The 23,035-nt window shown below is 72.0% G+C and carries 23 protein-coding genes and 2 pseudogenes; 8 read left to right on the top strand and 17 right to left on the bottom strand.

Annotated features, from left to right (window positions below; translation table 11 throughout):
• Positions 1 to 121: pseudogene (locus B7767_RS47905) on the bottom strand (transcriptional regulator); the annotation flags it as partial.
• A gap of 160 nt (positions 122 to 281) precedes the next feature.
• On the opposite strand from B7767_RS47905, the gene B7767_RS10415 reads away from it, so the two are divergent.
• From B7767_RS10415 to B7767_RS10400, 4 genes are all read left to right on the top strand, one after another.
• Positions 282 to 890, top strand: a complete 609-nt coding sequence (locus B7767_RS10415; protein ID WP_085571944.1) for an RNA polymerase sigma factor — start codon at positions 282 to 284, stop codon at positions 888 to 890.
• Positions 891 to 993: 103 nt separating this feature from the next.
• Positions 994 to 1,833, top strand: a complete 840-nt coding sequence (locus B7767_RS10410; protein ID WP_085571943.1) for a DUF4397 domain-containing protein — start codon at positions 994 to 996, stop codon at positions 1,831 to 1,833.
• 1 nt (position 1,834) lies between these two features.
• Positions 1,835 to 2,473 (top strand): class F sortase, encoded by a 639-nt coding sequence (locus B7767_RS47900; protein WP_256923389.1) that lies wholly within the window; start codon positions 1,835 to 1,837, stop codon positions 2,471 to 2,473.
• Positions 2,474 to 2,554: 81 nt separating this feature from the next.
• Positions 2,555 to 2,995, top strand: a complete 441-nt coding sequence (locus B7767_RS10400) for a hypothetical protein (RefSeq protein WP_085571942.1) — start codon at positions 2,555 to 2,557, stop codon at positions 2,993 to 2,995.
• Positions 2,996 to 3,283: 288 nt separating this feature from the next.
• Here B7767_RS10400 and B7767_RS10395 read toward each other — a convergent pair.
• From B7767_RS10395 to B7767_RS10355, 9 genes and pseudogenes are all read right to left on the bottom strand, one after another.
• Positions 3,284 to 3,811 (bottom strand): annotated as a pseudogene (locus B7767_RS10395) (CoA transferase subunit A); the annotation flags it as partial.
• A gap of 16 nt (positions 3,812 to 3,827) precedes the next feature.
• On the bottom strand, positions 3,828 to 4,607 hold the full coding sequence (locus tag B7767_RS10390; protein ID WP_085571941.1) for an SDR family NAD(P)-dependent oxidoreductase: 780 nt from the start codon (positions 4,605 to 4,607) through the stop codon (positions 3,828 to 3,830).
• Positions 4,604 to 5,356: an SDR family NAD(P)-dependent oxidoreductase gene (locus B7767_RS10385; protein WP_085571940.1), complete on the bottom strand. Its 753-nt coding sequence runs from the start codon at positions 5,354 to 5,356 to the stop codon at positions 4,604 to 4,606. The genes B7767_RS10390 and B7767_RS10385 overlap by 4 nt, the downstream gene beginning before the upstream one ends.
• On the bottom strand, positions 5,353 to 6,324 hold the full coding sequence (locus B7767_RS10380; protein ID WP_085571939.1) for a fumarylacetoacetate hydrolase family protein: 972 nt from the start codon (positions 6,322 to 6,324) through the stop codon (positions 5,353 to 5,355). Before B7767_RS10380 ends, B7767_RS10385 begins: the two co-directional genes overlap by 4 nt.
• 93 nt (positions 6,325 to 6,417) lie before the next feature.
• A complete protein-coding gene (locus tag B7767_RS10375) occupies positions 6,418 to 7,350 on the bottom strand; it encodes a VOC family protein (RefSeq protein ID WP_085571938.1) in 933 nt (310 codons plus the stop codon).
• A gap of 5 nt (positions 7,351 to 7,355) precedes the next feature.
• A complete protein-coding gene (locus tag B7767_RS10370) occupies positions 7,356 to 8,354 on the bottom strand; it encodes an amidohydrolase family protein (RefSeq protein WP_085571937.1) in 999 nt (332 codons plus the stop codon).
• Complete coding sequence (locus B7767_RS10365; protein ID WP_085571936.1) at positions 8,351 to 9,481, bottom strand: FAD-dependent oxidoreductase; 1,131 nt, start codon at positions 9,479 to 9,481, stop codon at positions 8,351 to 8,353. Before B7767_RS10365 ends, B7767_RS10370 begins: the two co-directional genes overlap by 4 nt.
• A 24-nt stretch (positions 9,482 to 9,505) precedes the next feature.
• Positions 9,506 to 10,462: a cyclase family protein gene (locus tag B7767_RS10360; protein ID WP_085571935.1), complete on the bottom strand. Its 957-nt coding sequence runs from the start codon at positions 10,460 to 10,462 to the stop codon at positions 9,506 to 9,508.
• Positions 10,459 to 11,460 carry a fumarylacetoacetate hydrolase family protein gene (locus tag B7767_RS10355; RefSeq protein ID WP_085571934.1) on the bottom strand — a complete coding sequence of 334 codons (1,002 nt, stop codon included), beginning with the start codon at positions 11,458 to 11,460 and terminating at the stop codon, positions 10,459 to 10,461. Before B7767_RS10355 ends, B7767_RS10360 begins: the two co-directional genes overlap by 4 nt.
• Before the next feature lie 127 nt (positions 11,461 to 11,587).
• Between B7767_RS10355 and B7767_RS10350 the strand changes: the two genes are divergently transcribed.
• Complete coding sequence (locus B7767_RS10350; RefSeq protein ID WP_085571933.1) at positions 11,588 to 12,499, top strand: LysR family transcriptional regulator; 912 nt, start codon at positions 11,588 to 11,590, stop codon at positions 12,497 to 12,499.
• A 582-nt stretch (positions 12,500 to 13,081) separates the two neighbouring features.
• Positions 13,082 to 13,855 (top strand): DoxX family protein, encoded by a 774-nt coding sequence (locus B7767_RS10345; protein ID WP_085571932.1) that lies wholly within the window; start codon positions 13,082 to 13,084, stop codon positions 13,853 to 13,855.
• A gap of 78 nt (positions 13,856 to 13,933) precedes the next feature.
• Here B7767_RS10345 and B7767_RS10340 read toward each other — a convergent pair whose 3' ends face one another.
• Positions 13,934 to 15,526: an MFS transporter gene (locus B7767_RS10340; protein ID WP_085571931.1), complete on the bottom strand. Its 1,593-nt coding sequence runs from the start codon at positions 15,524 to 15,526 to the stop codon at positions 13,934 to 13,936.
• A gap of 167 nt (positions 15,527 to 15,693) precedes the next feature.
• Positions 15,694 to 16,167 carry a MarR family winged helix-turn-helix transcriptional regulator gene (locus B7767_RS10335; RefSeq protein ID WP_085571946.1) on the bottom strand — a complete coding sequence of 158 codons (474 nt, stop codon included), beginning with the start codon at positions 16,165 to 16,167 and terminating at the stop codon, positions 15,694 to 15,696.
• 247 nt (positions 16,168 to 16,414) lie between these two features.
• Here B7767_RS10335 and B7767_RS10330 point away from each other — a divergent pair.
• Positions 16,415 to 17,178 (top strand): IS5 family transposase gene (locus tag B7767_RS10330; protein WP_107485970.1). Its coding sequence is split into 2 segments (ribosomal slippage): positions 16,415 to 16,670 and positions 16,670 to 17,178, totalling 765 coding nucleotides; the frame shifts between segments, so codons are not numbered across the junction.
• Between the two features lie 27 nt (positions 17,179 to 17,205).
• Here the strand turns inward: B7767_RS10330 and B7767_RS10325 are convergent.
• The 5 genes from B7767_RS10325 to B7767_RS10305 all read right to left on the bottom strand — a co-directional run bounded on the left by B7767_RS10325 (position 17,206) and on the right by B7767_RS10305 (position 22,370).
• Positions 17,206 to 18,027, bottom strand: coding sequence for a MerR family transcriptional regulator (locus tag B7767_RS10325; RefSeq protein ID WP_085571930.1), 822 nt, complete (start codon positions 18,025 to 18,027; stop codon positions 17,206 to 17,208).
• A gap of 313 nt (positions 18,028 to 18,340) precedes the next feature.
• Complete coding sequence (locus tag B7767_RS10320; RefSeq protein ID WP_085571945.1) at positions 18,341 to 19,312, bottom strand: pirin family protein; 972 nt, start codon at positions 19,310 to 19,312, stop codon at positions 18,341 to 18,343.
• 51 nt (positions 19,313 to 19,363) lie between these two features.
• Positions 19,364 to 20,224, bottom strand: a complete 861-nt coding sequence (locus B7767_RS10315) for an ABC transporter ATP-binding protein (protein ID WP_085571929.1) — start codon at positions 20,222 to 20,224, stop codon at positions 19,364 to 19,366.
• Complete coding sequence (locus B7767_RS10310) at positions 20,221 to 21,306, bottom strand: iron chelate uptake ABC transporter family permease subunit (protein WP_085571928.1); 1,086 nt, start codon at positions 21,304 to 21,306, stop codon at positions 20,221 to 20,223. The genes B7767_RS10315 and B7767_RS10310 overlap by 4 nt, the downstream gene beginning before the upstream one ends.
• Entirely contained in the window at positions 21,303 to 22,370 is a 1,068-nt protein-coding gene (locus tag B7767_RS10305; RefSeq protein ID WP_085571927.1) for an iron ABC transporter permease, read from the bottom strand. Before B7767_RS10305 ends, B7767_RS10310 begins: the two co-directional genes overlap by 4 nt.
• A gap of 237 nt (positions 22,371 to 22,607) precedes the next feature.
• Between B7767_RS10305 and B7767_RS10300 the strand changes: the two genes are divergently transcribed.
• A partial coding sequence (locus B7767_RS10300; RefSeq protein WP_143652328.1) for an ABC transporter transmembrane domain-containing protein occupies positions 22,608 to 23,035 on the top strand: 428 nt, incomplete at its 3' end.

Genomic DNA, 23,035 nt, shown 5'->3' with positions numbered 1-23,035 from the left:
GGCGGTCCCAGGAACGGACCGTCGTCGGCGCCACGCCCAGACGCCGCGCCACCTCGCCGGTGGTCAGCCCACCACCGCGTCGCACTTCCGCCTCGTCACCATCGCCGTCACCGATGTCCACTCCTCCATGTTACGACGCACAAACGACGCATGTTGTCCGCGTCGTTTCCTCTCACGAGACTGGGCCGCACCAGCCGGTGACAACGGCGCACACGCCGTCCCGATCCGCTCCGCAGGCGGTCTTCCACCACGCACAGCGCAGACGGCAGGAGAAAAGGGCCATGACCACGAACACCCGGCACACCGACGCACGGTCTCCCGCCACGCACGAGACCCGGTACGAGGACGAACTCGCCCGTGGTCTGCTCGCCGCCGACGAGAGGGCGTTCGCAGCCGTCTACCGGCACTGGGGTGCCCTCGTCCACACCCTGGCCACGCGCTCACTCGGTGACGCGCACGAGGCCGAGGACGTGACCCAGCAGGTCTTCCTCGGCGCCTGGCGCGGGCGGAACGGCTACCGTCCGGAGAAAGGGCCGCTCGGCGGCTGGCTCGTCGGCATCACCCGCCGCAAGATCGTCGACGCGCTCGCCGCCCGGACGAGGCGCCTCGCCCTGATCGACACCGTCGCCCACGACGCCGACGGGCGGCGGCACGACGAAGGCGCACCGGACGAGGTCCTGGACCGCGTGCTCCTGGTCGACGCGCTGTCCCGGCTGCCGCGCGGCCAGCGTGAAGTACTGTGCCTGGCCTTCTACCAGGACCTCACCCAGGCCCAGATATCCGAGCGCACCGGTCTGCCCCTGGGCACCGTGAAGAGCCACACCCGGCGTGGCCTGCACCGACTGCGCGAGGCGGTCGAGCAGGGCCGCTCCGACGAGAACGCGGCGTAGGCGCTCCGAGAAAGTTCCGCCGTGCGCATCCGCGGCGGCATCCGTGCACGAACCCCTCACGAGACAGCGCAAGCGACGCAACCTCGACGAAGGAATGATCCCCATGACCTCCCGAACCCCTCTCCTCCTCGGCGCGTCGGCCGGAGCCTGCGCCCTCGCCCTCGCCCTCGCCGCCCCCGTCGTGGCCGCCCCCGCGGCGGACGGCGACGACACCGCCACGGTGTCCGTCTTCCACGGCGTTCCCGGACTGACCGTCGACGTCTACGCCGACGGCGACGAGCTCCTCAGCGACTTCGAGCCCGGAACGGTGGCCGACCCGCAGCCCCTCGACGCCGGCACCTACGACATCCAGGTCTTCGAAGCCGGCCGGGGTCCCGACGGCACCCCGGCCGTCGAGAAGGAGATCAAGGTGCCGGCCGGGGCGAACGCCACGATCGCCGCCCACCTCTCCGCCGACGGCGAGCCGCGGCTGACGGCCTTCGTCAACGACGTCTCCAAGGTCGGCGCGGGCGAAGCACGGCTGACCGTGCGTCATGTGGCCGCCGCACCGGCCGTGGACGTCCGGGCCGACGGACAGCCGGTCTTCAAGGGGCTGGAGAACCCCGAGGAGGACACCGCCGTGGTCGACGCGGGCACCGTCCCCGCCGACGTGGTGCTCGCCGGCACCGACACCGTGGCGATCGGCCCGGCCGACCTGAACCTCCAGGAGGGCGCCGACACCATCGTCTACGCCTGGGGCAGCGCGGACGACAAGAACCTCGCGCTGGCCACCCAGACACTCAGCGGCATGGAATCGGCGCCGAACGGTGTCCACGCGGGCGGCAGCGGTGCGGCGGCCTCCTCGAACTCCTCCGATCAGTGGCCGGTCTGGGCGGGCGTGACCGGCATGGCCGCGCTGACGGGCTCCCTGCTGATCCGCCGGGCCGCGAGCCGGCGTGGGTGACGTGGCACGACGGCTCACCGGTCTGACCGTGACGACCGCCGCTCTGGCGGCGGTCGTCACTTTCACCACCGCGCCGTCGGAACAGGCAGCTCCCCCACCCGATTTCGGCCGGGCCGGCGCCTCCCCCGCGGCCGTGCCCGGCAGGCCTCCCGGTGCGAGCTCCCCGCGTCCCGCGTCCCACGCGCAGGACGCGTCCCCTCCGCAGCGCGTTCTGGTGCGCTCGGTGGGCCTCGACGCCCGGATCCGCCCGGTGGGAGTCACCGAAGCGGGCGACATGGCCATTCCGTCCGATCCCGGTGTCGCGGGCTGGTACCGCTTCGGACCGGCCCCCGGAAGCGACCGCGGCTCGTCGGTGCTCGTCGGACACGTGGACGGCGACACCGGAGCCCTCGGCGAGTTCGCGTCGCTCTACGACGTGAGGCCGGGAGACCGGGTCGAGGTCCGGCGGGCCGGAGCCGAGCCGGCCGGCTACCGCGTCACCGCGCGCTCGACGGTGGCGAAGGACGCGCTTCCGTCCTCGGCCTTCCGCAGAAGCGGTCCTCCGGTCCTGACCCTCATCACCTGTGCGCCACCGTTCCTCCCCGAGGAAGGCGGTTACCAGGCCAATCTGATCGTCACCGCGGAGCCGGTCACCGGCTGAGGCACGGCGGGTGCGTCCGCGGACGGCCACCACCCGGCGCAGGTACGGGCGGGCCACGAAGCACACGGACAGGAGGGTGACGTGCCGCACGTCGACCCGACGCGCATGGTGGAGCTGGCGCTGGGAAACGATGTCTCGCCCGACGACATCGGTGCTCTGCGGCACATCGCCGTGTGCGAGCGCTGCCGGGAGGAACTGAGCCTGATGACCCGTGTCGTCACCGCGGCCCGCTCGGTCGAGGAGCCGGACCTCCCCGCCGACCCCCCTCGGCGGGTGTGGCGGCGCATCACGCGGGAACTGGCCGGAACGGACGGAGCCGCCCCGCCGCCTCCGGCGGTGCCGCTTCGCGGGCTTGCGGCGGTACCGGCCGGCTCCCGGCACACGAACCGCTCCCCGGGCAGCCGGCGCCGAAGGCACCGGCTGGCGTGCGGCCTGCTCACCGGCGTCCTGATCGTGTGGTGGCGGAGCCGGAAGCGATCGCCCCGGCCGTCCGGACCGGCGGCTGACCACCCGCCCGTGTGAGGACCGGGTTCCGCCCGGCACGGACCACCGCCTGGTCACCTCGGCCTTCCAGCGGCTCCCCGACGTCGTCCTGTACCGCTCCCGCGACCCGGTACACCGCGGAGCGCGGTCACGCGGTGGCCGCCCTCGACGCCGCCGGGTTTCGGAGCGCAGACCGATGGTGGCGGCGACTTCGGGAGTGGCGGGGGTCTCGGTGGGCGTGCCGACCTGCTGGGGGCGGCCGTGCATGAACACGGCGATGCGGTCGGGCAGGGACACCGCCTCGACCTGGTCGTGAGTGACGTGCACGGTGGTGATGCCGTGCTCCAGGACGTGCGGGCGGCCGTGGGACTCGCGTGTTTCCTTGGGCGGGGAGGCGACGGCGACCGTCCCTCCCCCAGCCTCCGGCCGGGAGGTGCCCCCAGGCGCGTAGCGCCAGGGCAGGCCGCCCTTGGCCACCTGGGTGCCGACTCCGGCCGGCGTGCAGAAGGCGGGGATGCCGGCGCCGCCAGCGCGCAGGCGTTCGGCGAGGGTGCCCTGCGGAGTCAGTTCCACCTCCAGCTCCCCGCTGAGGTACTGGCGGGCGAACTCCTTGTTCTCGCCGACGTAGGAGCCGGTGACCCGGGCGATGCGGCCGGCGGAGAGCAGGACGCCCAGGCCGCGGCCGTCGACGCCGCAGTTGTTGGAGACGACCTCCAGGCCCTGCGCGCCCTGCGCGTACAGGGCGCGGACGAGGACTTCCGGTACGCCGCTCAGGCCGGAGCCGCCAACGGCGAGTGACGCGCCGTCGGGTATGTCGGCGACGGCCCCTGCGGCGCTGCCGCGGCCCTTCTTCACGTGCGGGGGTTTCCTTTCAGAGGATGGTGCCGGGCAGGACGGCCGACCAGCCGCCGTCGACGACGAGGTCGGCGCCCGTGACGTACGAGGCCTCGTCCGAGGCGAGGAAGACGGCCGCGTTGACCACGTCGTCGGGTGTGCCGGTGCGGCCGAGGGGGATGTGACGGGCGATGTCGTGCATCGGGTGGTCGTCCGCGAGGAGGTCGGCGCGTGAGCCTTCGGTGTCGATCATTCCGGGGCTGACGCAGTTGGCGCGGACACCGTACGGGGCGCCCTCGGCGGCCAGTTGGCGGGTCAGGGCGATCACGCCGCCCTTGGACGCCGAGTGCGCCGTGCGCCGGTTGGTGAGCGAACCGGTCAGGCCGGCGGTGGAGCCGATGGTGAGGACGCAGCCACGACTGGCGATCAGGTGCGGCCAGGCCGCCTTGACGGTCAGCCACACCGAGTCCAGCTCGGCGCGCACGGTGAAGGCGAAGTCCTCGTACGGCTGACTGTCGATGCCCCCGAAGCGGACCGCTCCGGCGTTGGCGTAGACGATGTCGACGCCGCCGAAGGCGTCGACGGCCTCCGCCACCCAGGAGCGCACGGACTCCTCGTCGGTGACGTCGAGGGGGCCGGGGGTGAGGGCGGTGCCGCCCTCGCGGGCGATCAGCCGCTGGGTGTCGACGGCTTCCTCGTGCAGCAGGTCGCCGCCCACCACGAGCGCGCCCTCGGCCGCGAACCGCAGCGCGGCGGTCCGGCCCTGACCGCGCGCGGTGCCGGAGATCAGGGCGACCTTGCCCTCCAGCCGCTTCACGAGACCCCCTCGCGCAGCGCGTCGGAGACCGACTTGACTCCGCCGTGCGCGGTGAGCCCGCCGTCGACGGGGATCTCGGCGCCCGTGATGAACGAGGACTCGTCCGACAGCAGGAAGACCACCAGCGGAGCGACCTCGTCGACCGTTCCGGTGCGGCCGAGCGGGGTCTCGCGGATGTTGGCCGCACGGAAGACGGGCGCCGCGGAGGCGGTCATCTCCGTCTCGATGTAACCGGGGTGGACCGTGTTGACGCGGATGCCGCGCGGCCCGAGTTCCAGCGCTGCGGTGTGCGACAGGCCCCGCAGCGCCCACTTGCTGGTCGTGTACGCGACCGGGTAGTGCGCCGTGAGGGCCGCGGACGAGCCGACGTTGACGACGGAGGAGCCCGCCGGCATGAGCGGTGCGAGGTGCTGGATGCCCAGCAGCGGGCCGGTGACGTTGACCGCGTGGACGCGCGCCATGTCCTCGGGGCGCACCTCGCCGACGCGGGCGCGCCAGGTGATGCCCGCGTTGTTGACCAGACCGTGCACCTGTCCGTACGACTCCCGCAGCTCGGCGGCGAGTTCTGCCCAGTCCTGCTCGCTGGTGACGTCGAGCCGGCGGCAGCCGGGCGCGTCGCTGATGTCGGTGGCGATGACGCGGGCGCCCTCGCGGGTGAGCGCCTCCGCCTCGGCGGCGCCCTGCCCACGGGCCGCCCCGGTCACGACGACGACCTTGCCGAGCAGCCTCTCGGGGTGCGGGCCGGTCACGGCCGCTCCCGGGACCGGCGACGGCCGGCGGGCAGCGGCACCGGATCCGCGCCGGGCACGACGGTGTTGGACACGCTGCCGATCCCTTCCACGGTGAGGGTGACGGTGTCACCGGGTTTCAGCGGGGGCGGGGTCCGCTCGCCGCGTCGGCCCCAGAGTTCCGCGAGGCAGCCGCCGTTGCCGCAGGTGCCGGAGCCCAGGACGTCCCCGGGCACGACCCGGGTGCCGCGCGAGGCGTAGGCGGTCATCTCCTCGAACGTCCAGCTCATGTGGGACAGCAGGTCCCGGCCGACGACCTCGCCGTTGACCTCTGCGGTGAGCGCCAGGCGCAGGAAGCCGTCGGCGTCCCGGTACGGCTCCAGTTCGTCGGCGGTGACCAGGTACGGGCCGAGGGTGGTGGCGGTGTCCTTGCCCTTGCAGGGGCCGAGACCGACCTTCATCTCGGCGGACTGCAGGTCCCTGGCCGACCAGTCGTTGAGGACGGTGTAGCCGACGATGTGGTCGCGGGCCTGATCAGGGGTGAGGTCACCGCCCTCGCGGCCGACGACGGCGGCCACCTCCAGTTCGAAGTCCAGGAGGCTCGACCCCGGCGGGACGGGGATGCCGTCGTGCGGGCCGTAGACCGCGTGCGGGTTGGTGAAGTAGAAGGTCGGCGCGGCATACCACTGCTCCGGCACTCCTGCCGCGCCGTCCACTGACTTGCGGACGCCCTCGACGTGCTCCTCGAAGGTGACGAAGTCCCGGACGGAGGCGGGCTGGAGCGGAGGCAGCAGACGGACCTGCGACACGTTCGGGCCGGGAGGCACGTCGAGCGCCGCCGCGCCCGCGGCGAGCAGGCCGGGCAGCCCGCCGGACTCCCGCAGCAGGTCGGTGAGTGACGTGACGCCGGGCAGTGGCAGCAGGGTGCCGTCGTCCTCCACGACGGCCACGCGGCGGCGGTGATGGTCTTCGTAGGCGGCGAAACGCATGGTGCGGCTCCTGGCGGGCGGGCCCGGGGGCACGGCGGGGCTGAGTCAGGGCAGGTGACAGGGCCGGCCGCGCCCCCGGGAGCGGGGGTGTGATCAGACCGGCGGGGCGACGAAGACGCCGCGGTCGGGGTCGTTGAAGGACTCCTTGGCGACGAGTTCGTTCATGGGGTTGGCGGTGCCCCACTGGTCGGTGACCTCCGGCTGGGAGAAGTCGTAGACGTGGGGGTGCCAGGTGTCCTCGTCGAGGAGTTCCAGCTCGGTGGTGTACTCGACGGTGTTGCCGTGCGGGTCGAGGAAGTAGGTGAAGGTGTTGTCCCCGGCCATGTGCCGGCCCGGACCCCAGATCTTCTTGTACCCGGCGCGGATGACGCGTCCGGAGCCGCGCATGTACTCGTCGATGCCGCGCATCTCGAAGGAGATGTGGTGCAAGGACGTGTGCGGGCCCTTGGCAAGTGCCATGGAGTGGTGCTGGTTGCTGATCCGCATGAAGTGCATGACCTCGCCCATGTGCGGCGAGCTGAGCGTGTCCGAGAGGGCGAAGCCGAGGTGACGCTCGTACCACTCGCGGGTGCGGTTCAGGTCCGGGGAGTTGAGCACGACGTGGGAGAGCTTGACCGGGATGGACTCCTTCTCCTCGATCCTGCGGTGCTGCCTGACCTCGACGTCGGCCAAGACCTCGATGGTGCGGCCGTCGACGTCGAAGAAGCGGAAGCCGTAACCGCCGCCGGGGGTGTCGACCTTGCCCGGCTGCGAGATCAGCTGGACTCCGCCGGCGAGCAGTCGCTCGGCGAGGGTGTCGACGTCGGCCGTGCTCGCGGCGCCGTAGGAGACGAGGTCGAGGCGCTTCTCGCCGGCCTTGCGCAGCCGGACGACGTACTGCTCCGGGGAGCCCTCGGCGGCCAGGAAGGAGATGCCGGAGTCCTCGGCGACCTTGGTCAGGCCCCAGACGCCGGAGTAGAAGTCGAGCTGCTTGTCGTAGTCGGGCACGGCCAGGTCGACGTGGCGCAGATGGGTGAGCAGACGCATGAGGATCACTCCAGGGAGAGCAGGGTGGCGGCGTTGCCGCCGCGGACGGCGTCGAAGTCGGCCTCGGGAAGCCTGGCGGCGCGCAGGGCGCCGACGGGGTCCTCGGAGCCCATGTCGAAGGGGAAGTCCGAGCCGAGCAGCACCCGGTCGGCCCCCGCGGCCCGGACCAGTTCCCGCAGCACGTGCGGGTCGTGGACGAGGGAGTCGAAGTACAGGCGCTTCAGGTAGCTGCTGGGCAGGTGGGCGCAGCCCGCGCCCGCGTCGGAGCGGACCGACCAGGCGTGGTCGCTGCGGCCGATGTGGGTGGGCAGGTAACCGCCCCCGTGCGCGGCGATCACCCGCAGCCCCGGGTGCCGGTCGAGGACCCCGGAGAAGATCAGATGGGAGAGCGCGACGGCGTTCTCCACCGGCTGGCCGACCGTGTTGGACAGGTACCACCGGTCCAGCCGCTCGTCCAGGGTGCAGCCGAAGGGGTGCAGGAAGAGGAACGCGCCGGTCTCCTCGGCCCGTGTCCAGAACGGCTCGTACGCGGGGTCGGACAGTTCCCGGCCGGGGGCGTGGCTGGAGATCTCCACCCCGGCCAGTCCCTGCTCCAGGGCGTGGTCCAGTGCGGCCACGGTGTGCTCCGGGTGCTGGAGCGGCACCAGGCCGAGCCCGCGCAGCCGGTCGGGCGCGGCCCTGCAGTGCGCCGCGGTCGACTCGTTGGCCAGCAGGTACACCTTCTGAGCGGTCTCCTCGTCCGCCCAGTAGTGGTAGTGGGACGGGGAGGGACTGACCAGTTGCACGTCCACGCCCTGCGCGTCCATCGCCGCCAACCGCACGGTGGGGTCGGTCAGTTCCGGGATGCGTTCGCGCACCATGGGCCCGTTGACGGCCAGGGCGGCGGGACCGTTGCGCCGGGCGTCCAGGACCTTCGCCTCCGCGTGTCCCGGGAGGCCGGCCACCAGTGCCTCGACCTCGGGCAGCAGGACGTGCGCGTGGACGTCGGTGGTGGGCGTGCTCACGGCAGCTCCCGGAGCAGCATCATGGTGCGGCCCATCAGGCCGGGCACGTCGGCGTCACGGACGCCGTCGAGCTGCCACTGCCCGAGCCGCACGGACGCCTCGACCACCGGGCGGACGCGGGCCACGCGACGCTCGTAGTACGCCTGGAGGAGGGCGTCGTCCCAGGTGCCCGAGGCGGTCAGCAGCTGGGCGAGCACGAGTGCGTCCTCCAGGGACAGGGCAGCGCCTTGTGCCAGCGTGGGTGGGCAGCAGTGCGCCGCGTCCCCGGCCAGCACCACCCGGCCGCGGTGCCAGGAGCCCTCGACCAGCATCCGGTCGAACCACGTGTAGTTGACCTTCGCCGGATCGGTGATGTGCTCGGTGATCTCCGGCCAGGAGCCGCCGTAGGAGGAGGCCAGGCGGCGCATCTCGTCGGCGTACGACTCCGGCGGGATCGACGCACGGTCACGGTTCGCCTCGACGACGTACGCGTACAGGGTGGTCTCGCTGGTCGGGCAGTAGCCGGCGATGTAGGCCGGGCCGCCGTAGGCCAGGTCCGTGCGGGTCACGCCGGCGGGCCGCGGTGCGGCGACGCGCCAGATGGCCATGCCGGTCGGCTCGGGCTTGTCGGTGATGCCGATCGCCGCGCGGGTCGAGGAGCCGAGGCCGTCGGCGGCGATGACGAGGTCGTAGCGGCCCTCGCTGCCGTCGGAGAACCGTATCGAGACGCCGTCCGCATCCTGGCCGAGGATCTCGGCGGTCGTGCCGAGCCGCACGGTGGCGCCACTGGCCCGTACGGCGTCGATCAGGATCCGCTGGAGCTGCGGGCGCTGCATGCCGACGGTGGCGGGCAGATCGTCACCGCCCGTGCGCAGGTCGCGGGCGACGTGCAGGACGGTGCCGTCGGGGGCGGTGATGCCGACGGAGCCGAAGCCGAAGCCGGATTCCTTCACCCGCTCCCAGACGCCGAGTTCGCGCAGGACGCGCAGGGCGTTGCCCTGGAGGGTGATGCCGGAGCCGGCGGTGGCGTTCCAGTCGTCCTCGGCCTCGATCAGGTCCACCGCGATCCCGGCGCGACGCAGGAAGACCGTCGCGGCGTTGCCTGCGGCGCCGCCTCCGATCACCAGGACCTTGCGGGCTGTGCTCATGAGGGAACTCCCTTGTTCCGTTCGTTACTTGACGGCGATCGGGTTGACGGGTGAGCCGACCGCGCCGGTGATGGGCAGGGGAGCGGCGGTGAGCCAGAAGTCGTACCTGCCGTCCTCGGCGCAGTCCTCGGCGAGCGCCTCGAGGTCCCACATCTCGCCGATCAGCAGGCCGATGTTCGGGATGGCCACCTGGTGCAGCGGCTGGAAGGCGTGCTCGAACTCGTTCGGCCGGACCTCGAAGCCCCAGGTGTCGGTGGCGATCGCGGCGATCTCCGTACGGTGCAGCCAGCCGGCCGTGGTGAACGACAGTCCCGGTGCGGGCCCGCCCGCGTAGTCACCCCAGCCCTCGCGGCGGGCCCGGGCCAGCTGCCCGGTGCGCACCACCACGATGTCCCCGCGGCCGACGGCCACCCCGTGCGCCTCGGCGGTCGCCGTCAGGTGCTCCTCGGTGATCGCGAAACCGTCCGGCAGCTCGCCGTCCTCGCCGAGGACCCGTCCCACGTCCAGGAGCACCCCGCGTCCGGCGACGTGCTGGGCCATGTGCTCGACGCCGGTGACGAGATCGCCGTCGGAGGTGACGACCTGCTCGGCGGGGCGGCCGTTCCACGCCCTGCCGTGGTCGAAGATGTGCCCGAGCCCGTCCCACTGCGTGGAGCACTGCAGCGGCATCGCGATCACGTCGTCGGCGCCGCCCAGCCCGTGCGGGAACCCCTGGTGGCCGAGGGCCGCGTCGGTGCCGGTGTCCAGCATGGTGTGCACCGGGTTGGTGCGCCGCCGCCAGCCCTTCTGCGGGCCGTTCATGTCGAACCGCTGGGAGAGCGAGAAGCTGACACCGCGCCGGATCAGCGCCGCGCCCTGACGGCGCTTGCCCTCGTCCAGGAAGTTGAGGGTGCCGAGCCGGTCGTCCTCGCCCCAACGGCCCCAGTTCGAACACGCCTCGGCGGCCTCGGCGATCGCGCCCTCGGGGTCGTGGCGGTTCACGCGGCGCCCTCCGCGACACAACGGGTGCGCTGGAACCCGAGACCGGTGACCGTGCCCTCCATGACGTCGCCGTCGCGCAGCAGCCGCCCCCAGTGCATGCCGTTGCCGGCCGGTGAACCGGTCAGCACCAGGTCCCCGGGGAGCAGCCGCGCCGTCTGCGAGGCGTACGCCACCATGCGCGCCACGCCGAAGATCATGTCCCTGGTGGACTCGTCCTGCATGGTCTCGCCGTTCAGCTTCAGCGTGAGGCGCAGGTCGTCGGGGTCCGCGATCGATCCGGCGGGCACGATCCACGGGCCGAGCGGGGTGAAGCCGGGCGCGTTCTTGCTGCGCAGCCAGTCGGTGCCGATCTGCGGCATGTCCCGGCGGAAGACGGTGGCGCGGTCGGTGAGGTCGTTGGCGATGGTGTACCCCGCCACGCAGTCCAGCGCCTCCTCCACGGAGACCCGGTGGGCGGGCCGGCCGATCACGGCCGCCAGCTCCAGCTCCCAGTCCGGCTGCTCGGCCCACGCGGGGAGGACGACGTCGTCGTACGGGCCGGTGATCGCACCGGGCAGGCCGATGAAGACGTACGGCAGGTCCTCGGCCGCCCGGCGGTCCATGATCTCCGCAGCCTCGGCGCGCCGCTCCTCCTCCGGCCGGTCGTCGCCCGGCGCCCGGTGCGCGACATGGAGGTCGATGACGTGCTGCCGGTAGTTCGCCCCCGACTGCAGCACCTGACGCGGCTCGACCGGCGCGTGGACGCGGAGGTCCGAGACGGGGATGCGGTCGGGGCCGGTGTCGGCCGCCAGCGCGCGCAGCCGGGGCAGAGCCGTCTCCCAGCGGTCCAGCACGTCCAGCACGGTCAGCCGCTCGTCACCGAAGGCGGCCCGCAGGCCGAGAGCCTGCCCGTCAGGGGTGACCAGCGCGGGGAAGGCCGGCCCGCCCGGGACCGAGAGAGTGGCGAGGGCGAACGGACCGGCGAAGAGCGCGGACGCAGGTTCGGGTTTCACGGACATGTCCTCCTGATTGCGGTGGGACTAATCTGGACCCGCCACCCGCGATCAGGGAAATAGATTCTGTGGATGACCGGCATCCACCTCGTTTATTCCCCCTGTTCGTCGCCCCACCGCAAGGAACCGATCCGTGAACCTGACCCGTCTCGACCTCAATCTCGTCGTCGCACTGCGCGCACTGCTCGAAGAGCGGAACGTCACCCGGGCCGGGCAGCGTGTCGGGCTGAGTCAGCCGGCCATGAGCGCGGCCCTCGCCCGGCTGCGGAGGCACTTCGACGACGACCTGCTCGACCGCGTCGGCGGCCACTACGAGCTCACCGCCCTCGGCCAGGTCCTCCTCGGCCGCACCTCCACCGCCTACGACGTGCTGGAACGCCTCTTCTCCAGCCAGGCCGACTTCGACCCCGCACAGGAGAACCGCGAGTTCAAGCTCGTGGCCTCCGACTACGCCGTGGCCGTCTTCGGCGCCGAACTCGCCCGTGTCGTCCACGAGGAGGCCCCCGGCATCCGGCTCCGCTTCGCCCAGACTCCCCCGACCGTGGTCGACGACACCGCCACCCTGCTCAGCGCCACCGACGGACTGCTCATGCCGCACGGCGTCATCAGCGACTTCCCCGCCACGGACCTCTACGAGGACAGCTGGGTATTTCTCGTCGCCGACGATCACCCGGACGTCGAGGACCGGCTCACCCGACACGACCTCGCCCGGCTGCCGTGGGTGACGTACCAGCGCACCTACGACGCCCCCGCGGTGCGCCAGCTCGGCATGCTCGGCGTCGAGCCGCGGGTGGAGGTCTCCGTCGACAGCTTCCAGCTGCTGCCCCTGATGATCGCCGGCACCCGGCGCATCGCCCTCATCCAGGCGCGCCTGGCCAGGCTGCTGGCACCGGTCGCCGCGGTGCGGCTGATGGAACCGCCGTACGAGGCCGTGCCCCTGCGGGAAGCCCTCTGGTGGCACCCGGTGCACACCCACGACGCCGCCCACATCTGGCTGCGCGAGACGGCCGCCCGGGTCGGCAGCCGCCTCGTCGGCGTCTCGTAGGCGTCTCGTAGGCGGGAGCCACCCGCGGGCGTGCCCCCTTCCGGTACGCAGTCGGCCACGGAAGGAATCAGGTGATCCGGGGGCTTGCACCGCCGCTCCCGTGACCGCCACGCAGAGCCGCCGACGACCGTGCACAAGGGAGCGGTCACCGTGGGACCTGGCACACACCCTGCACGGCGCCCTGTCCTGCTGAGACAACAAGGACCGTGCCGCTCGCCGACCACCGGACACCGCGTGCCGGGGGTCGTGGAAGAAGTGGGGTTCGAGGTCACGACGGTGACCCGTCCCGCCGCGGCAGCGGCGTCTGCCGAAGACCTCGACGGCCGCCGACGCTCCCCGCCTCTTTCCAGGTGCGGCGCGGCGGCGGCGCCCCATCCGCCCCGTGGATGGGGCGCATCGGCACTTTCGATGAACCAGGGGATTCCGCTGGGTGGAGGCGCACCGCACAGTGGCGCATACGTCACCGGCCAGCGGGGCCCACGACGGCACGCGGCCACGTGCGCCGGGGCGCAGCCCTGACCGCCGGGCCGCGCCGGCCGGCGGTGACGTACACACCTGTCATCCGTGGGAGAGGACTCCACCATGCCCGCTTACCGGTCGGACAGCCTGAGACGCGGCGTCGGTGTCGCCCCGGCCCACCGGTTCCAGTCCGCCGCGCCGGCCGTCGCACGGCTCATCGCGGGAGCCGTCGTGATGGTCCACGGCCTCGACAAGCTCGTCGACGGACCGGCCGGGTTCGGTGCGTTCCTGAGTGGGATGAGTGTGCCCGCGCCGACCGTGACGGCATGGGCGGTCACGCTCGGGGAGACAGCCGGCGGGGTCTTCCTCGTCCTGGGGCTGCTGTCACGGTTGACCGCGCTGTTGCTGACGGTCCACCTGTGCCTGGCGATGGCGCTGGTCAACGCGGACACCGGGTTCATGACACCCCAGCAGGGGGCTGCGAGTGGCTCGGGGATCGAGTTTCCGCTGGTGATGGTGGCGGCCTTTCTCGTCGTACTGCTCGCCGGGCCTGGACCACTCGCGCTCGACCGCGTTCTCGGTGTCGAAGCGGCCGTACCGGGTCGTCGCAGGCCCGGGTCCGGCCGACCGTCCGCAGTGCGCGCATCGGGCATCAGTGGCGCGATCGGGGGCGTGATCGGTGCGGCGATGAGCGCCCTGGTCAACTACCTGGCCGTCGGGCTGCCTTCCAGCGCCGGGGCGAACGCCGCCAACCACGCCGTGTCCGGACTGATCAGCGGCTTCCTCGCCGGGTTCCTCGGGCTGCTGACGCACCAGCGTCGCCACGGCCCCGGGGCGCGGCCCGCGGCCGGCGAAACCCCACCCGCCCCCGCCGTTTCGGCGCTGCCCGAGGTCTGACGGGCCCGGCCGAGGCATTGAGGAGTTCCCGTCCTCACGGTGCGCCCACTCGCCTCGGCCGGGCGGGCCCGACACGCCTCAGTGACCGGCCGTCTCAGGACGGCGCCGCACGCCCGCCACAGCGAGCAGGGCGCCGAGCACACACAGGACGCCGGAGACCAGCACGGCGCCGTGGACGCCGTTCATGAACGCCTGGTGACTGCCCTCGACGACCGCCGACCTGAACGAGGCGGGCATGTCGCCGGAGACCGGGGCGATGCCCATGGCCACCGCGTCCTTCGCCTCCGCCAGGCCGCGGGCCCTCTCGGCAGGCACGCCGGAGGAGATCAGCTCCCCGCTCAGGGTCGAGCCGACTCGACTGCTGATGAGGGAGATCAGGACGGACGTGCCGAGCGCGCCACCGACCTGGAGGGCGGTGGCCTGGAGGCCACCCGCGACGCCACCGTCCTTGACCGGCGCGTTGCCGACGATGGCGTCGGAGGAGGAAGCCATCACCATGCCGACGCCGAGACCGAGCGCGATGAACGGGGGCCACATCAGGGTGTACGAGGAGTGCACGCCCCAGCCGAGCATCGTGAAGCAGGCAACGGCCTGGAGGGCCATGCCGAGCGGCATCGTCAGGCGCGGGCCGAACCTCTCGGTGAGGGCAGCGCCCAGCGGGGAGGCGACCACGGAGGCGAGGCTGAGCGGCAGTGTGCGCACGCCGGCCTCGACCGGGGTGAAGCCTCGAACGTTCTGCAGGTACAGCATCACGAAGAAGATCACGCCGAGGAGGATGAAGAAGTTCAGGGCGGTGATGACGGTGCCGATGGTCAGCGCCGGGTTGCGGAAGAGACGCATGGGCAGGAGCGGATGCGCCACACGGGTCTCGTACCGGCCGAAGAGCAGCAGGACCACGACACCCGCGCCCATGGAGCCCAGGGTGCCGGCCGAGGTCCAGCCCCACGTCTCTCCCTTGACGACACCGAAGACGACGGCGAGCAGGCCGAGCGCGAGCATGACGACGCCGGGGATGTCGAACCTCTCCTGCGCCGCCGTGGTGTTCTTGCTCTGCGGCAGGACCGCCATGCTGAAGACGAGCGCGATCACCCCGATGGGGGCGTTGATGTAGAAGACCGATTCCCAGTTGACATGCTCGACGAGCAGACCGCCCACGATCGGCCCGAGCGCCGTCGAGACCGACGACACCATGGCCCAGATCCCCACGGCCATGCCGAACTTCCTGGGCGGGAAGACAGCACGCAGCATGCCGAGGGTGTTGGGCATCAGCAGCGCCCCGAAGAATCCCTGGAAGGCGCGGAAGACGATGACGCCTTCGACGGACCCCGCCAGGCCGATGGCGACGGAGGCCAGGGTGAAGCCGGCGACGCCGATGAGGTAGAAGGTGCGGCGGCCGAAGCGGTCGCCGAGCTTGCCGCCCAGGATGAGGGCGGCGGCGAGGGCGAGCAGGTAGGCGTTGGTGACCCACTGCAGGTCGGCGGTGGAGGCGTTCAGGTCGCGGCCGATCTCCGGGTTGGCGATCGAGACGACCGAGCCGTCCAGGCCGACCATGAACAGGCCGAAGGCGACGGCGACGAGGGTCAGCCAGGGGTTGGCCCGGCGGCCGTGCGGTTCGGCCGTGTGCGCCGAACGGGCAGGCGGAGCCGGGGAGTTCAAGACTTCGGAGGGCATGAGAGTGTGAGTCCTTGATCAGGCAAGGGGACAGGCGGCGGACGGCTGTGCGGGTCCGCGCAGGACGACCGGCCGTGTCCGGCGCGGGTGCGGCCGGACACGGCCGGGAGAGAAGGCAGAAAGGGGCATCCGCCGCCGTCGCGTACAGGCCGGGCCTGTACGCGCGATCAGCCGATGACCGGGTGAAGGCGCTCGTTCAGCTCCTGCAGAGAGGACAGCGCCGAGCCGAGGGCGTCGAGTTCGCCGTCGGTCATGGTGCGCAGTGCCCGGGCGACCTGGTCGCCCATGAGGTGCTGGACCTCCGTGAGCTGCTGCCGGGAGGTCGCGGTCAGGTGCAGGTGCGCGATGCGCTTGTCCTCCGGGTCCTGCCGGCGCTCCAGCAGTCCCTGTTCGGTCAACTGCGTGACCAGGGCGCTGACGTTGTTGGGCTTCATCAGCAAAGCCTCTGCCGCTCGGCGAACGGTGACGCCGTCATTGGCCTCGACATGACGCAGGAGCGCGAGCTGCGCCTCCGGCGGCTTCGGGTACGGAAACTCCGGGGCGATCTGCCGCTCCATGGCCCGGGCCAGCGCGGGCAGGCACGCCGCGAGCCCGGCGGCTACGCGGTCGATGTCCTGGGAGGACGCGCTGGACTCGGGCATGCCGACACCGTAGGTCAAGACATATAGCTATGTCAAGATACCCATCCGTCTCGTGAGTGGCCTCCGAACACTCGCTGCGAGGATCTCAAGATGGGCCACGATCATGTCCGCCTTTCCAGCTCGACGGGTGCGCTGCGACGTCGTCGCTGCACACCGCCAAGTCAGGCAGACGGAATTCCGTTCAACAGGGGAGGATGTTGAGAGGCTGTCTCACGTGGTGTGAAGTCTGTGCGACATGGTGCCGGTCGTGGGTGCCGATCTGTCGCAGTGGCTGTTTCCTGACGAACTCCGGGAACCGGTCGCCCCGTTGTTGCCGTCGCTCACTGCTCGCCCGCAGGGTGGTGGGACCGCTCCGTGTGATGAGCGGGCCGTGTTCACTGCGTGGACCAAGGCAGGCCTGTGGCGCCGGCTTCACCGGGCGGTGCTGGACGAACCCGGCGCCAGGGGCGAGGTCGACTGGACCTCGGCGATCATTGACGCCGCCTCGGTCCGGACGAAAAGAAGGGCATCCTGACCTGGCCGAATCCGGTTGATCGCGGGAAGAGGGGCAGCGAACTGCACGTCCTGTCCGACGCCCAGGGCATCCCGCCGGCCGTAGCGGTGTCCGGGGCGAACCTGTACGACAGCCAGGCGTTCAAGCCGCTGATCCGTGGCATTCCGGCGGTCCGCTCCCGCCGCGGACCGCGTCGGCGCCGTCCCGGCAGGCTTCGCGCGGATGAGGCGTACTTCTCCGCCGACCACCTCGCCTGGCTGCGCGAACACGGGCTCGTCCCGCGCATCGCGCGCCCGGGGATCGAATCGGGCGAACGGCTCGGCCGGCACCGTTGGAAGATCGAGCGGTCGATCGCCCGGCTGTTCGGCTACCGCCGCCTCACCGTCCGATACGAGCGGACCGGCTCGCACTTCCTCGCCCTTCTCGGCCTCGCTGCCGCCCTGACCTGCTACAAGAAGCTCTCAAGGCTGAAGTCGGGCAGCGGGAGACCGCTGCGGTCTCCCGCTGCCCGAACGTGATCACCGGCCAGGCTGGGGCGCGATTGTTCAGGCCCGGGTCACCGGTGCCTGCAGTTCCGTCACCCAGTCGTCACGATTTTCCGGGCACTCCAGGTTGATCTCGCGGGGGTATCCGGTCGACTGGTAGTCGTTGGCGTCGATCCATCGGGCCAGGGCCTGGGCGGTGGGGAGTACCGCGTCCATCGAACCGCGGTGCACGATGGTCGCCGCCTGGTCGAGCGGCGGCAGGTCGAGGATCCGGAAGGTGCCGTCCTGGAGAGGGGCGGAGACCTGGACGGCGGCGTGGACGCCGATCTTGCCTCCACCCTCCGGGGCGTCCTCGTAGTACGCGATGCCGGGGCCCGTGGGGGTGATACCCGCCGAGCCCAGGCACCGGAACAGCTCGCCGTAGAGCGGCCCGATGACCGGGCCGATGTCCTCGGGCTCGAAACTCGCGGCGGTCGCGGTCAGCTCCGCCACCCGGACGGAAGGGACGCTCTTGATGACAACGTCGTTCGTGGGCATGTGCCCCTCACTCTCGATCGCCCGGAGCCTCGCCTCGACCTGGATCAGCCGTGCTCCCGCGGCAGCCATTGCGGTCTCCAGTTCGGCACGCCGCAGCCGCAGCATGCCGCGCAGTTCCTCGAAGCCGACCTTCTCATCCACTATGTCCCGGACCTGCTGGAGGGTGAATCCGAGGTCCTTGAGCGCGATGATCCGGTTGAGGCGGGCGAGCTGGGCAGCGGTGTAGTAGCGGTAGCCGCTGGCGGGGTCGACGTGAGCCGGTCGCAGCAGTCCGGTCGCGTCGTAGTGACGCAGCATCCGGACCGAGACGCGGCCATGCCGGGCGAAGTCTCCGATGGTGAACATGATGTCTCCGAGCTGACCGCCTGACACGGTGTGAGAGTCAAGAAGCTACTTGGCGGCCGGGGGCAGCGAACACTCGGGGCTGCATCGGCTCGGTTGCATGGGCGTGCCCACAAGCGAGCAGTCCGTGACGAGACATCGTCACGTGAGACATCCTCCAAAGCTGCCCGCAGATGCCCATACCCCGAGAACCGCGGACAGCTTCAGAGATGCCCGGGAGGCAGGAACGAAGGCCCGCGCCAGGGGACGGCCACGTCACCGGGCGGGCACCGCAGCGGTCCTGCCCCTCTTGGTTCAGGCTCCACGTTTCCGCAGTTCAGCGCACCCTCCCCCGCGGCTTCAAGGGGGCGTTCGGCAGCTCCGGCGCGGGCAGTGGAGCCCCGTCGTACCCCTGTACCTCGCCGAAACGCACCCCCTTCATCCAGTCCTCGCGGGCCTGCACGATGTCGTCGTGCGACCGTCCGATGAAGTTCCACCACATGACGATCTCCTCCTCGAAGGGCGGTCCGCCCAGGAGCAGCAGGCGGGCCGGGTCGGGCGCCCGGTTGGTCAGGGTGAGGGCGGTGCGGCCGGGGGGCGCGTATCCGAGTTCGGCCGGCTTCAGCGCCGTGTCGGCGAGGAGGATGTCGCCGCTGTCGACGAGGACTCCGTGTTCGAAGCCGGGGTCCACGTCGAGGGTCACGCGGGCGCCCGGGTCCAGGGTGATCTCGGCGCCGAGCAGCGGGGTGAAGGTGCGCACCGGTGAGGTGTCGCCGGCGAGCGTGCCCAGGAAGACGCGGGCCTCGCCGCCGTCCAGCGCGACCGGGGCGGGGACGTGGTGCTGGAAGTCGCGGGCCGTGTCGCGGTGTTCCCCGGGCAGCGCCACCCACAGCTGCGCGCCGTGCAGGATCCGGGTGCTCCGGGTGGAGACCTCGGAGTGGCTGATGCCGTGGCCGCCCGTCATGAGGTTCAGCTCGCCCGGCCGGACGTAGGCGTGGCTGCCGAGGCTGTCGCGGTGTTCGATCTCGCCGCTGAACAGCCAGCTCACCGTCTGCAGGCCGGTGTGCGGGTGCGGGGGTACGCGCATGCCGCCGGACTCGGTGATGTCGTCGGGGCCGTAGTGGTCGGCGAAGCACCAGGCTCCGATGAGGGTGCGCGCCCGCTGGGGCAGGGTCCGCCGTACCCGCATGGCGCGGGGGCCGCCGAGGGGAACGTCCCTCGGGGTGAGGATCTCGATGCCCGGCGGGGGCGGTCCGTCGGCGTCCGCGCCGCAGACCGTCTCCGTCGGGTGCGTCTCCGTGTTGCTCATGCGCCGGCCCTCCACCACAGAAAAGTTCCTAATTCAACTTTAATGGGTCGATCATAGGACGGCCGTACCAGGATCGCGCGCCGGACGCCGTGCGTCGTCGGCGGCGCGCCGCGGGGCGGCGGGCACCATCAGGGGGGTGCCGGTCTCCGGGTCGTCGATGATGCGGCAGGGCAGGCCGAACACGTCCTCCACCAGTTCGGCGGTCATCACGGCCGACGGGTCCCCCACGGCCGCGACGGTGCCGCCGGCCCGCATCACCACGAGGTGGGTGGCGTAGCGGCAGGCCTGGTTGAGGTCGTGCAGGACCGCGACGACGGTGTGCCCCTGGGCCGCGTGCAGCTCGGCGCAGAGGTTCAGCACCTCGATCTGGTGCGCGATGTCCAGGAAGGTGGTGGGTTCGTCGAGCAGCAGGACGGGGGTCTGCTGGGCGAGCACCATGGCCAGCCAGACCCGCTGGCGCTGCCCGCCGGACAGGTCGTCGACGGGCCGGCCGGCGAGGTCGAGGACTCCGGTGCGGCGCATCGCCCCGGTCACGGCGGTCCCGTCCTCGGCGGACCACTGCTTCAGCAGCCGCTGGTGCGGGTAGCGGCCGCGGGCCACCAGGTCGCCCACCGTGATGCCGCCGGGTGCGGTCGACGACTGCGGCAGCAGCCCGAGCCGGCGGGCGACCTCGCGGGTGCGGTAGGAGGCGATGGCGGCGCCGTCCAGGTAGACCTCGCCCGCCCTGGGCCTGAGCATCCGGGCCAGCGCCTTGAGCAGGGTGGACTTGCCGCAGGCGTTCGGTCCGACGATCACCGTGAAGGAGCGGTCGGGGATGTCGACACCGAGGCCCGCGGCCACGGTCCGCCGGTCGTAGGAGAGGGTCAGGTTCTCGGCCCGGAGCCGGGGTTCCGACGGGTGCGTTCCTGTCATGCGCGGCTCTTTCGCGACTCGGTGACCAGCAGCCAGATGAGGTACAGCCCGCCGATGGTGCCGGTGGCCGCGCCCACCGGCAGGAGGGCGTCGGTGAACAGGCGCTGCACGGCGAGATCGCTCGCGGTGAGCAGTACGGCGCCCATGAGGGCGGTGGGCACCAGGGCGGGGGCGGAGGACCGGGTCAGGCGCCGGGCCACCTGGGGTGCGGCCAGGGCGACGAACCAGATGGGTCCGGCGACCGCGGTGGCGAACGCGGCCAGGGCGACACAGACGACGAGCAGGACGGTGCGGGTTCGGGCCACGTCGACGCCGAGCGCCGTCGCCGTCACGTCGCCCATCTCCACCATCGACAGCCGGCGGGCGAACACGAAGGCGACCGGGAGGAGCACGAGGACCGCGAGTCCGATGGCGCCGGCCTGGGTCCAGCCGCGGTTGTTGAGGCTGCCGAGGAGCCACGCCTGCGCCTCCAGCGCCTCCTGGAAGGTGGCCCTGGTGATCAGGTACGAGTTGACGGCCAGCAGCAGCGCGCTCACCCCGATGCCGATGACGACGAGCCGGAACCCCTGCAGCCCCCGGCCGGCGACGAGGAGGGTGACGGCGGCGGCGGTCGCGAGGCCGCCGAGCAGCGCGCCGAGCGCGATCTGGGTCATGCTGCCGTGCAGCACGATGATGACGGTCAGGGCGCCGACGGCCGCCCCGTTGGTGAAGCCGATGACGTCGGGGCTGCCGAGCGCGTTGCCGGTGAGGCTCTGCAGGATGCCGCCGCTCACGGCGAGGGCGGCGCCGACGCACACCGCGGTGACCAGCCGGGGCAGGCGCAGGGTGTTGACGATGAAGTCGGCGCCCGGCGACCCGTTGCCGGTCAGGGCCTTGACGACCTCGGTGACGGAGAGTTCGAAGTCCCCGGTGGTCAGGCTGGTGCCCATGACCACGACGAGTACGGCGAACAGGACGACGCCCACGGCCACGGACCGGCCCGGGATCCGCAGCGAGATCCCGCCTCCCCGGGCGCGCACGACCGTCCCGCTGATCACGGGCGCGGCTTCGGCGGGGGCTTCCGCCGGGTGTACGGGGTTCACAGCATGACCAGCTTCCGGCGACGGCACAGCGCGATGAACAGCGGGGCGCCGAGGAACGCGGTGACGATGCCGACCTGGACCTCGCCCGGCGCGCCGATCACCCGCCCCAGCACGTCGGCGCCGATCAGCAGGACGGGGGCGAGCAGCATCGAGTACGCCATCACCCACCGCTGGTCGGGGCCGGCGACGAACCGGGCCACGTGCGGGACGGCGAGGCCGACGAAGCCGATCGGTCCGGCGGCGGCGGTCGCGGCACCGCACAGCAGCATGACCGCGACGGCCGCCAGCACCCGCGTGCGGACCACGTGGACGCCGAGGGCCCGACCCAACTGGTCGCCCATGGCGAGGGCGTTGAGCGCGGGGGCGAGCAGCAGCGCGAGCGCCGTGCCGACGGTGACGAACGGCAGGACGGCCTGGAGGACGTCGTAGGTGCGTCCGGCGAGCGAGCCGGCGGTCCAGAAGCGGAACTGGTCGAAGGCGCGCGGACGCAGCAGCAGCACCGTCGAGTTGAAGGCGTACAGCACCGCCGTGACGGCCGCGCCGGCGACGACGAGGCGGTCGGGTGTGGCCACCGTCCGTCCGGCGGAGCCGAGCAGGTGGACCACCAGGGTCGCCACGACCGCGCCGAGGAGCGCGAACCACACCTGGCCCAGGACGGATCCCACCCCGAGGAACGCGATGCACACGACCACCCCGGTGGAGGCGCCCAGGTTCACGCCGAGCAGTCCCGGGTCGGCGAGCGGGTTGCGCGTCATCGCCTGCATCAGCGCGCCGGACAGCCCGAGGGCCGTGCCGACGACGAGCCCGAGGAGCGTACGGGGGACGCGGTAGTCGTGGATGATGACCGCGGCCTCGGAACCGTCGGGCCGCCACAGCAGTGTCCAGGTCGAGGTGAACGGGATGCCCCGGGTTCCCACCCACACGCTGAGGAGTCCGACGAGGACGAGTGCGCCGAGCGCGAGGAGCAGCCCGAGCCCGCGGAGTGCGGTGGTCCCGCGTCGCGCTGCGGGCACGACCGGGGCGGAGGGCTGTTCGGTGGACACCGCCCGGGTTTCGACCGTCAACGACAACTCCCCCTGGCGGTGGTTCGCGGGGCTCGCGCGGGTGCGGGAAGGCAGGACACGACGGCGAGTTCAGCTTAGGCGAGGCTAACCGAAGGCGAAGCGGGTGGTCAACGACCCGTTCCACGAAGGGCGTTGGACCTGGAGCGCCGCGCGTCGGCGCGCCCGGCGCGCGGTACCTGGACCGTCGTGTTCAGAGTAGCCTTACCTAACCGTCTGACCATCGCGGAGGTACGGCACATGCCGGCTGGAGGACCGACCGGGGGGCACGTCCTCCGGGAAGCGATCAGGGGCCGGCGCCGCGGTGTCGTCGCGGCGTCGCTCCTCGGCATGGGCCACCAGACGTGCGAGGCCCTGGTCCCCGTGATCGTGGGCGTGATCATCGACGAGGCGGTGGCCAAGGGCTCGTCCGGCACGCTGCTGCGGCTGCTGGCGCTGCTCGCCGTCGTCTTCGCCGTCCTGTCGACGTGTTACCGCGTGGGCGCCCGCATCACGGAGGCCGCGGGTGAACGGGCCACGCACCGGCTGCGCCTCGACCTCGCCGCCCGGGTGCTCGACCCGCGCGGCGGCGCCGACGCCGACCGGCTCCCGGGCGCGCTGACCAGCATCGCCACCAACGACGCCCGGCGCGTGGGCGCGGCGGTGACCGTCCTGTCGTACGGCGCCTC

The organism is Streptomyces sp. 13-12-16, assembly GCF_002114215.1.
GTDB lineage: Bacteria > Actinomycetota > Actinomycetes > Streptomycetales > Streptomycetaceae > Streptomyces.
Note: the sequence above shows the minus strand (reverse complement) of the source record. Positions and strands in the feature narration are given on the sequence as shown.

Excerpts from the sequence above, each read along its gene's own strand:
- B7767_RS10415 (WP_085571944.1), top strand. The coding sequence starts at position 282 with ATGACCACGAACACCCGGCACACCGACGCACGGTCTCCCGCCACGCAC.
- B7767_RS10355 (WP_085571934.1), bottom strand. The coding sequence starts at position 11,460 with ATGTCCGTGAAACCCGAACCTGCGTCCGCGCTCTTCGCCGGTCCGTTC.
- B7767_RS10315 (WP_085571929.1), bottom strand. The coding sequence starts at position 20,224 with ATGACAGGAACGCACCCGTCGGAACCCCGGCTCCGGGCCGAGAACCTG.
- B7767_RS10345 (WP_085571932.1), top strand. The coding sequence starts at position 13,082 with ATGCCCGCTTACCGGTCGGACAGCCTGAGACGCGGCGTCGGTGTCGCC.
- B7767_RS10340 (WP_085571931.1), bottom strand. The coding sequence starts at position 15,526 with ATGCCCTCCGAAGTCTTGAACTCCCCGGCTCCGCCTGCCCGTTCGGCG.
- B7767_RS10410 (WP_085571943.1), top strand. The coding sequence starts at position 994 with ATGACCTCCCGAACCCCTCTCCTCCTCGGCGCGTCGGCCGGAGCCTGC.
- B7767_RS10325 (WP_085571930.1), bottom strand. The coding sequence starts at position 18,027 with ATGTTCACCATCGGAGACTTCGCCCGGCATGGCCGCGTCTCGGTCCGG.
- B7767_RS10365 (WP_085571936.1), bottom strand. The coding sequence starts at position 9,481 with ATGAGCACAGCCCGCAAGGTCCTGGTGATCGGAGGCGGCGCCGCAGGC.
- B7767_RS10375 (WP_085571938.1), bottom strand. The coding sequence starts at position 7,350 with ATGCGTCTGCTCACCCATCTGCGCCACGTCGACCTGGCCGTGCCCGAC.
- B7767_RS10320 (WP_085571945.1), bottom strand. The coding sequence starts at position 19,312 with ATGAGCAACACGGAGACGCACCCGACGGAGACGGTCTGCGGCGCGGAC.
- B7767_RS10335 (WP_085571946.1), bottom strand. The coding sequence starts at position 16,167 with ATGCCCGAGTCCAGCGCGTCCTCCCAGGACATCGACCGCGTAGCCGCC.
- B7767_RS10380 (WP_085571939.1), bottom strand. The coding sequence starts at position 6,324 with ATGCGTTTCGCCGCCTACGAAGACCATCACCGCCGCCGCGTGGCCGTC.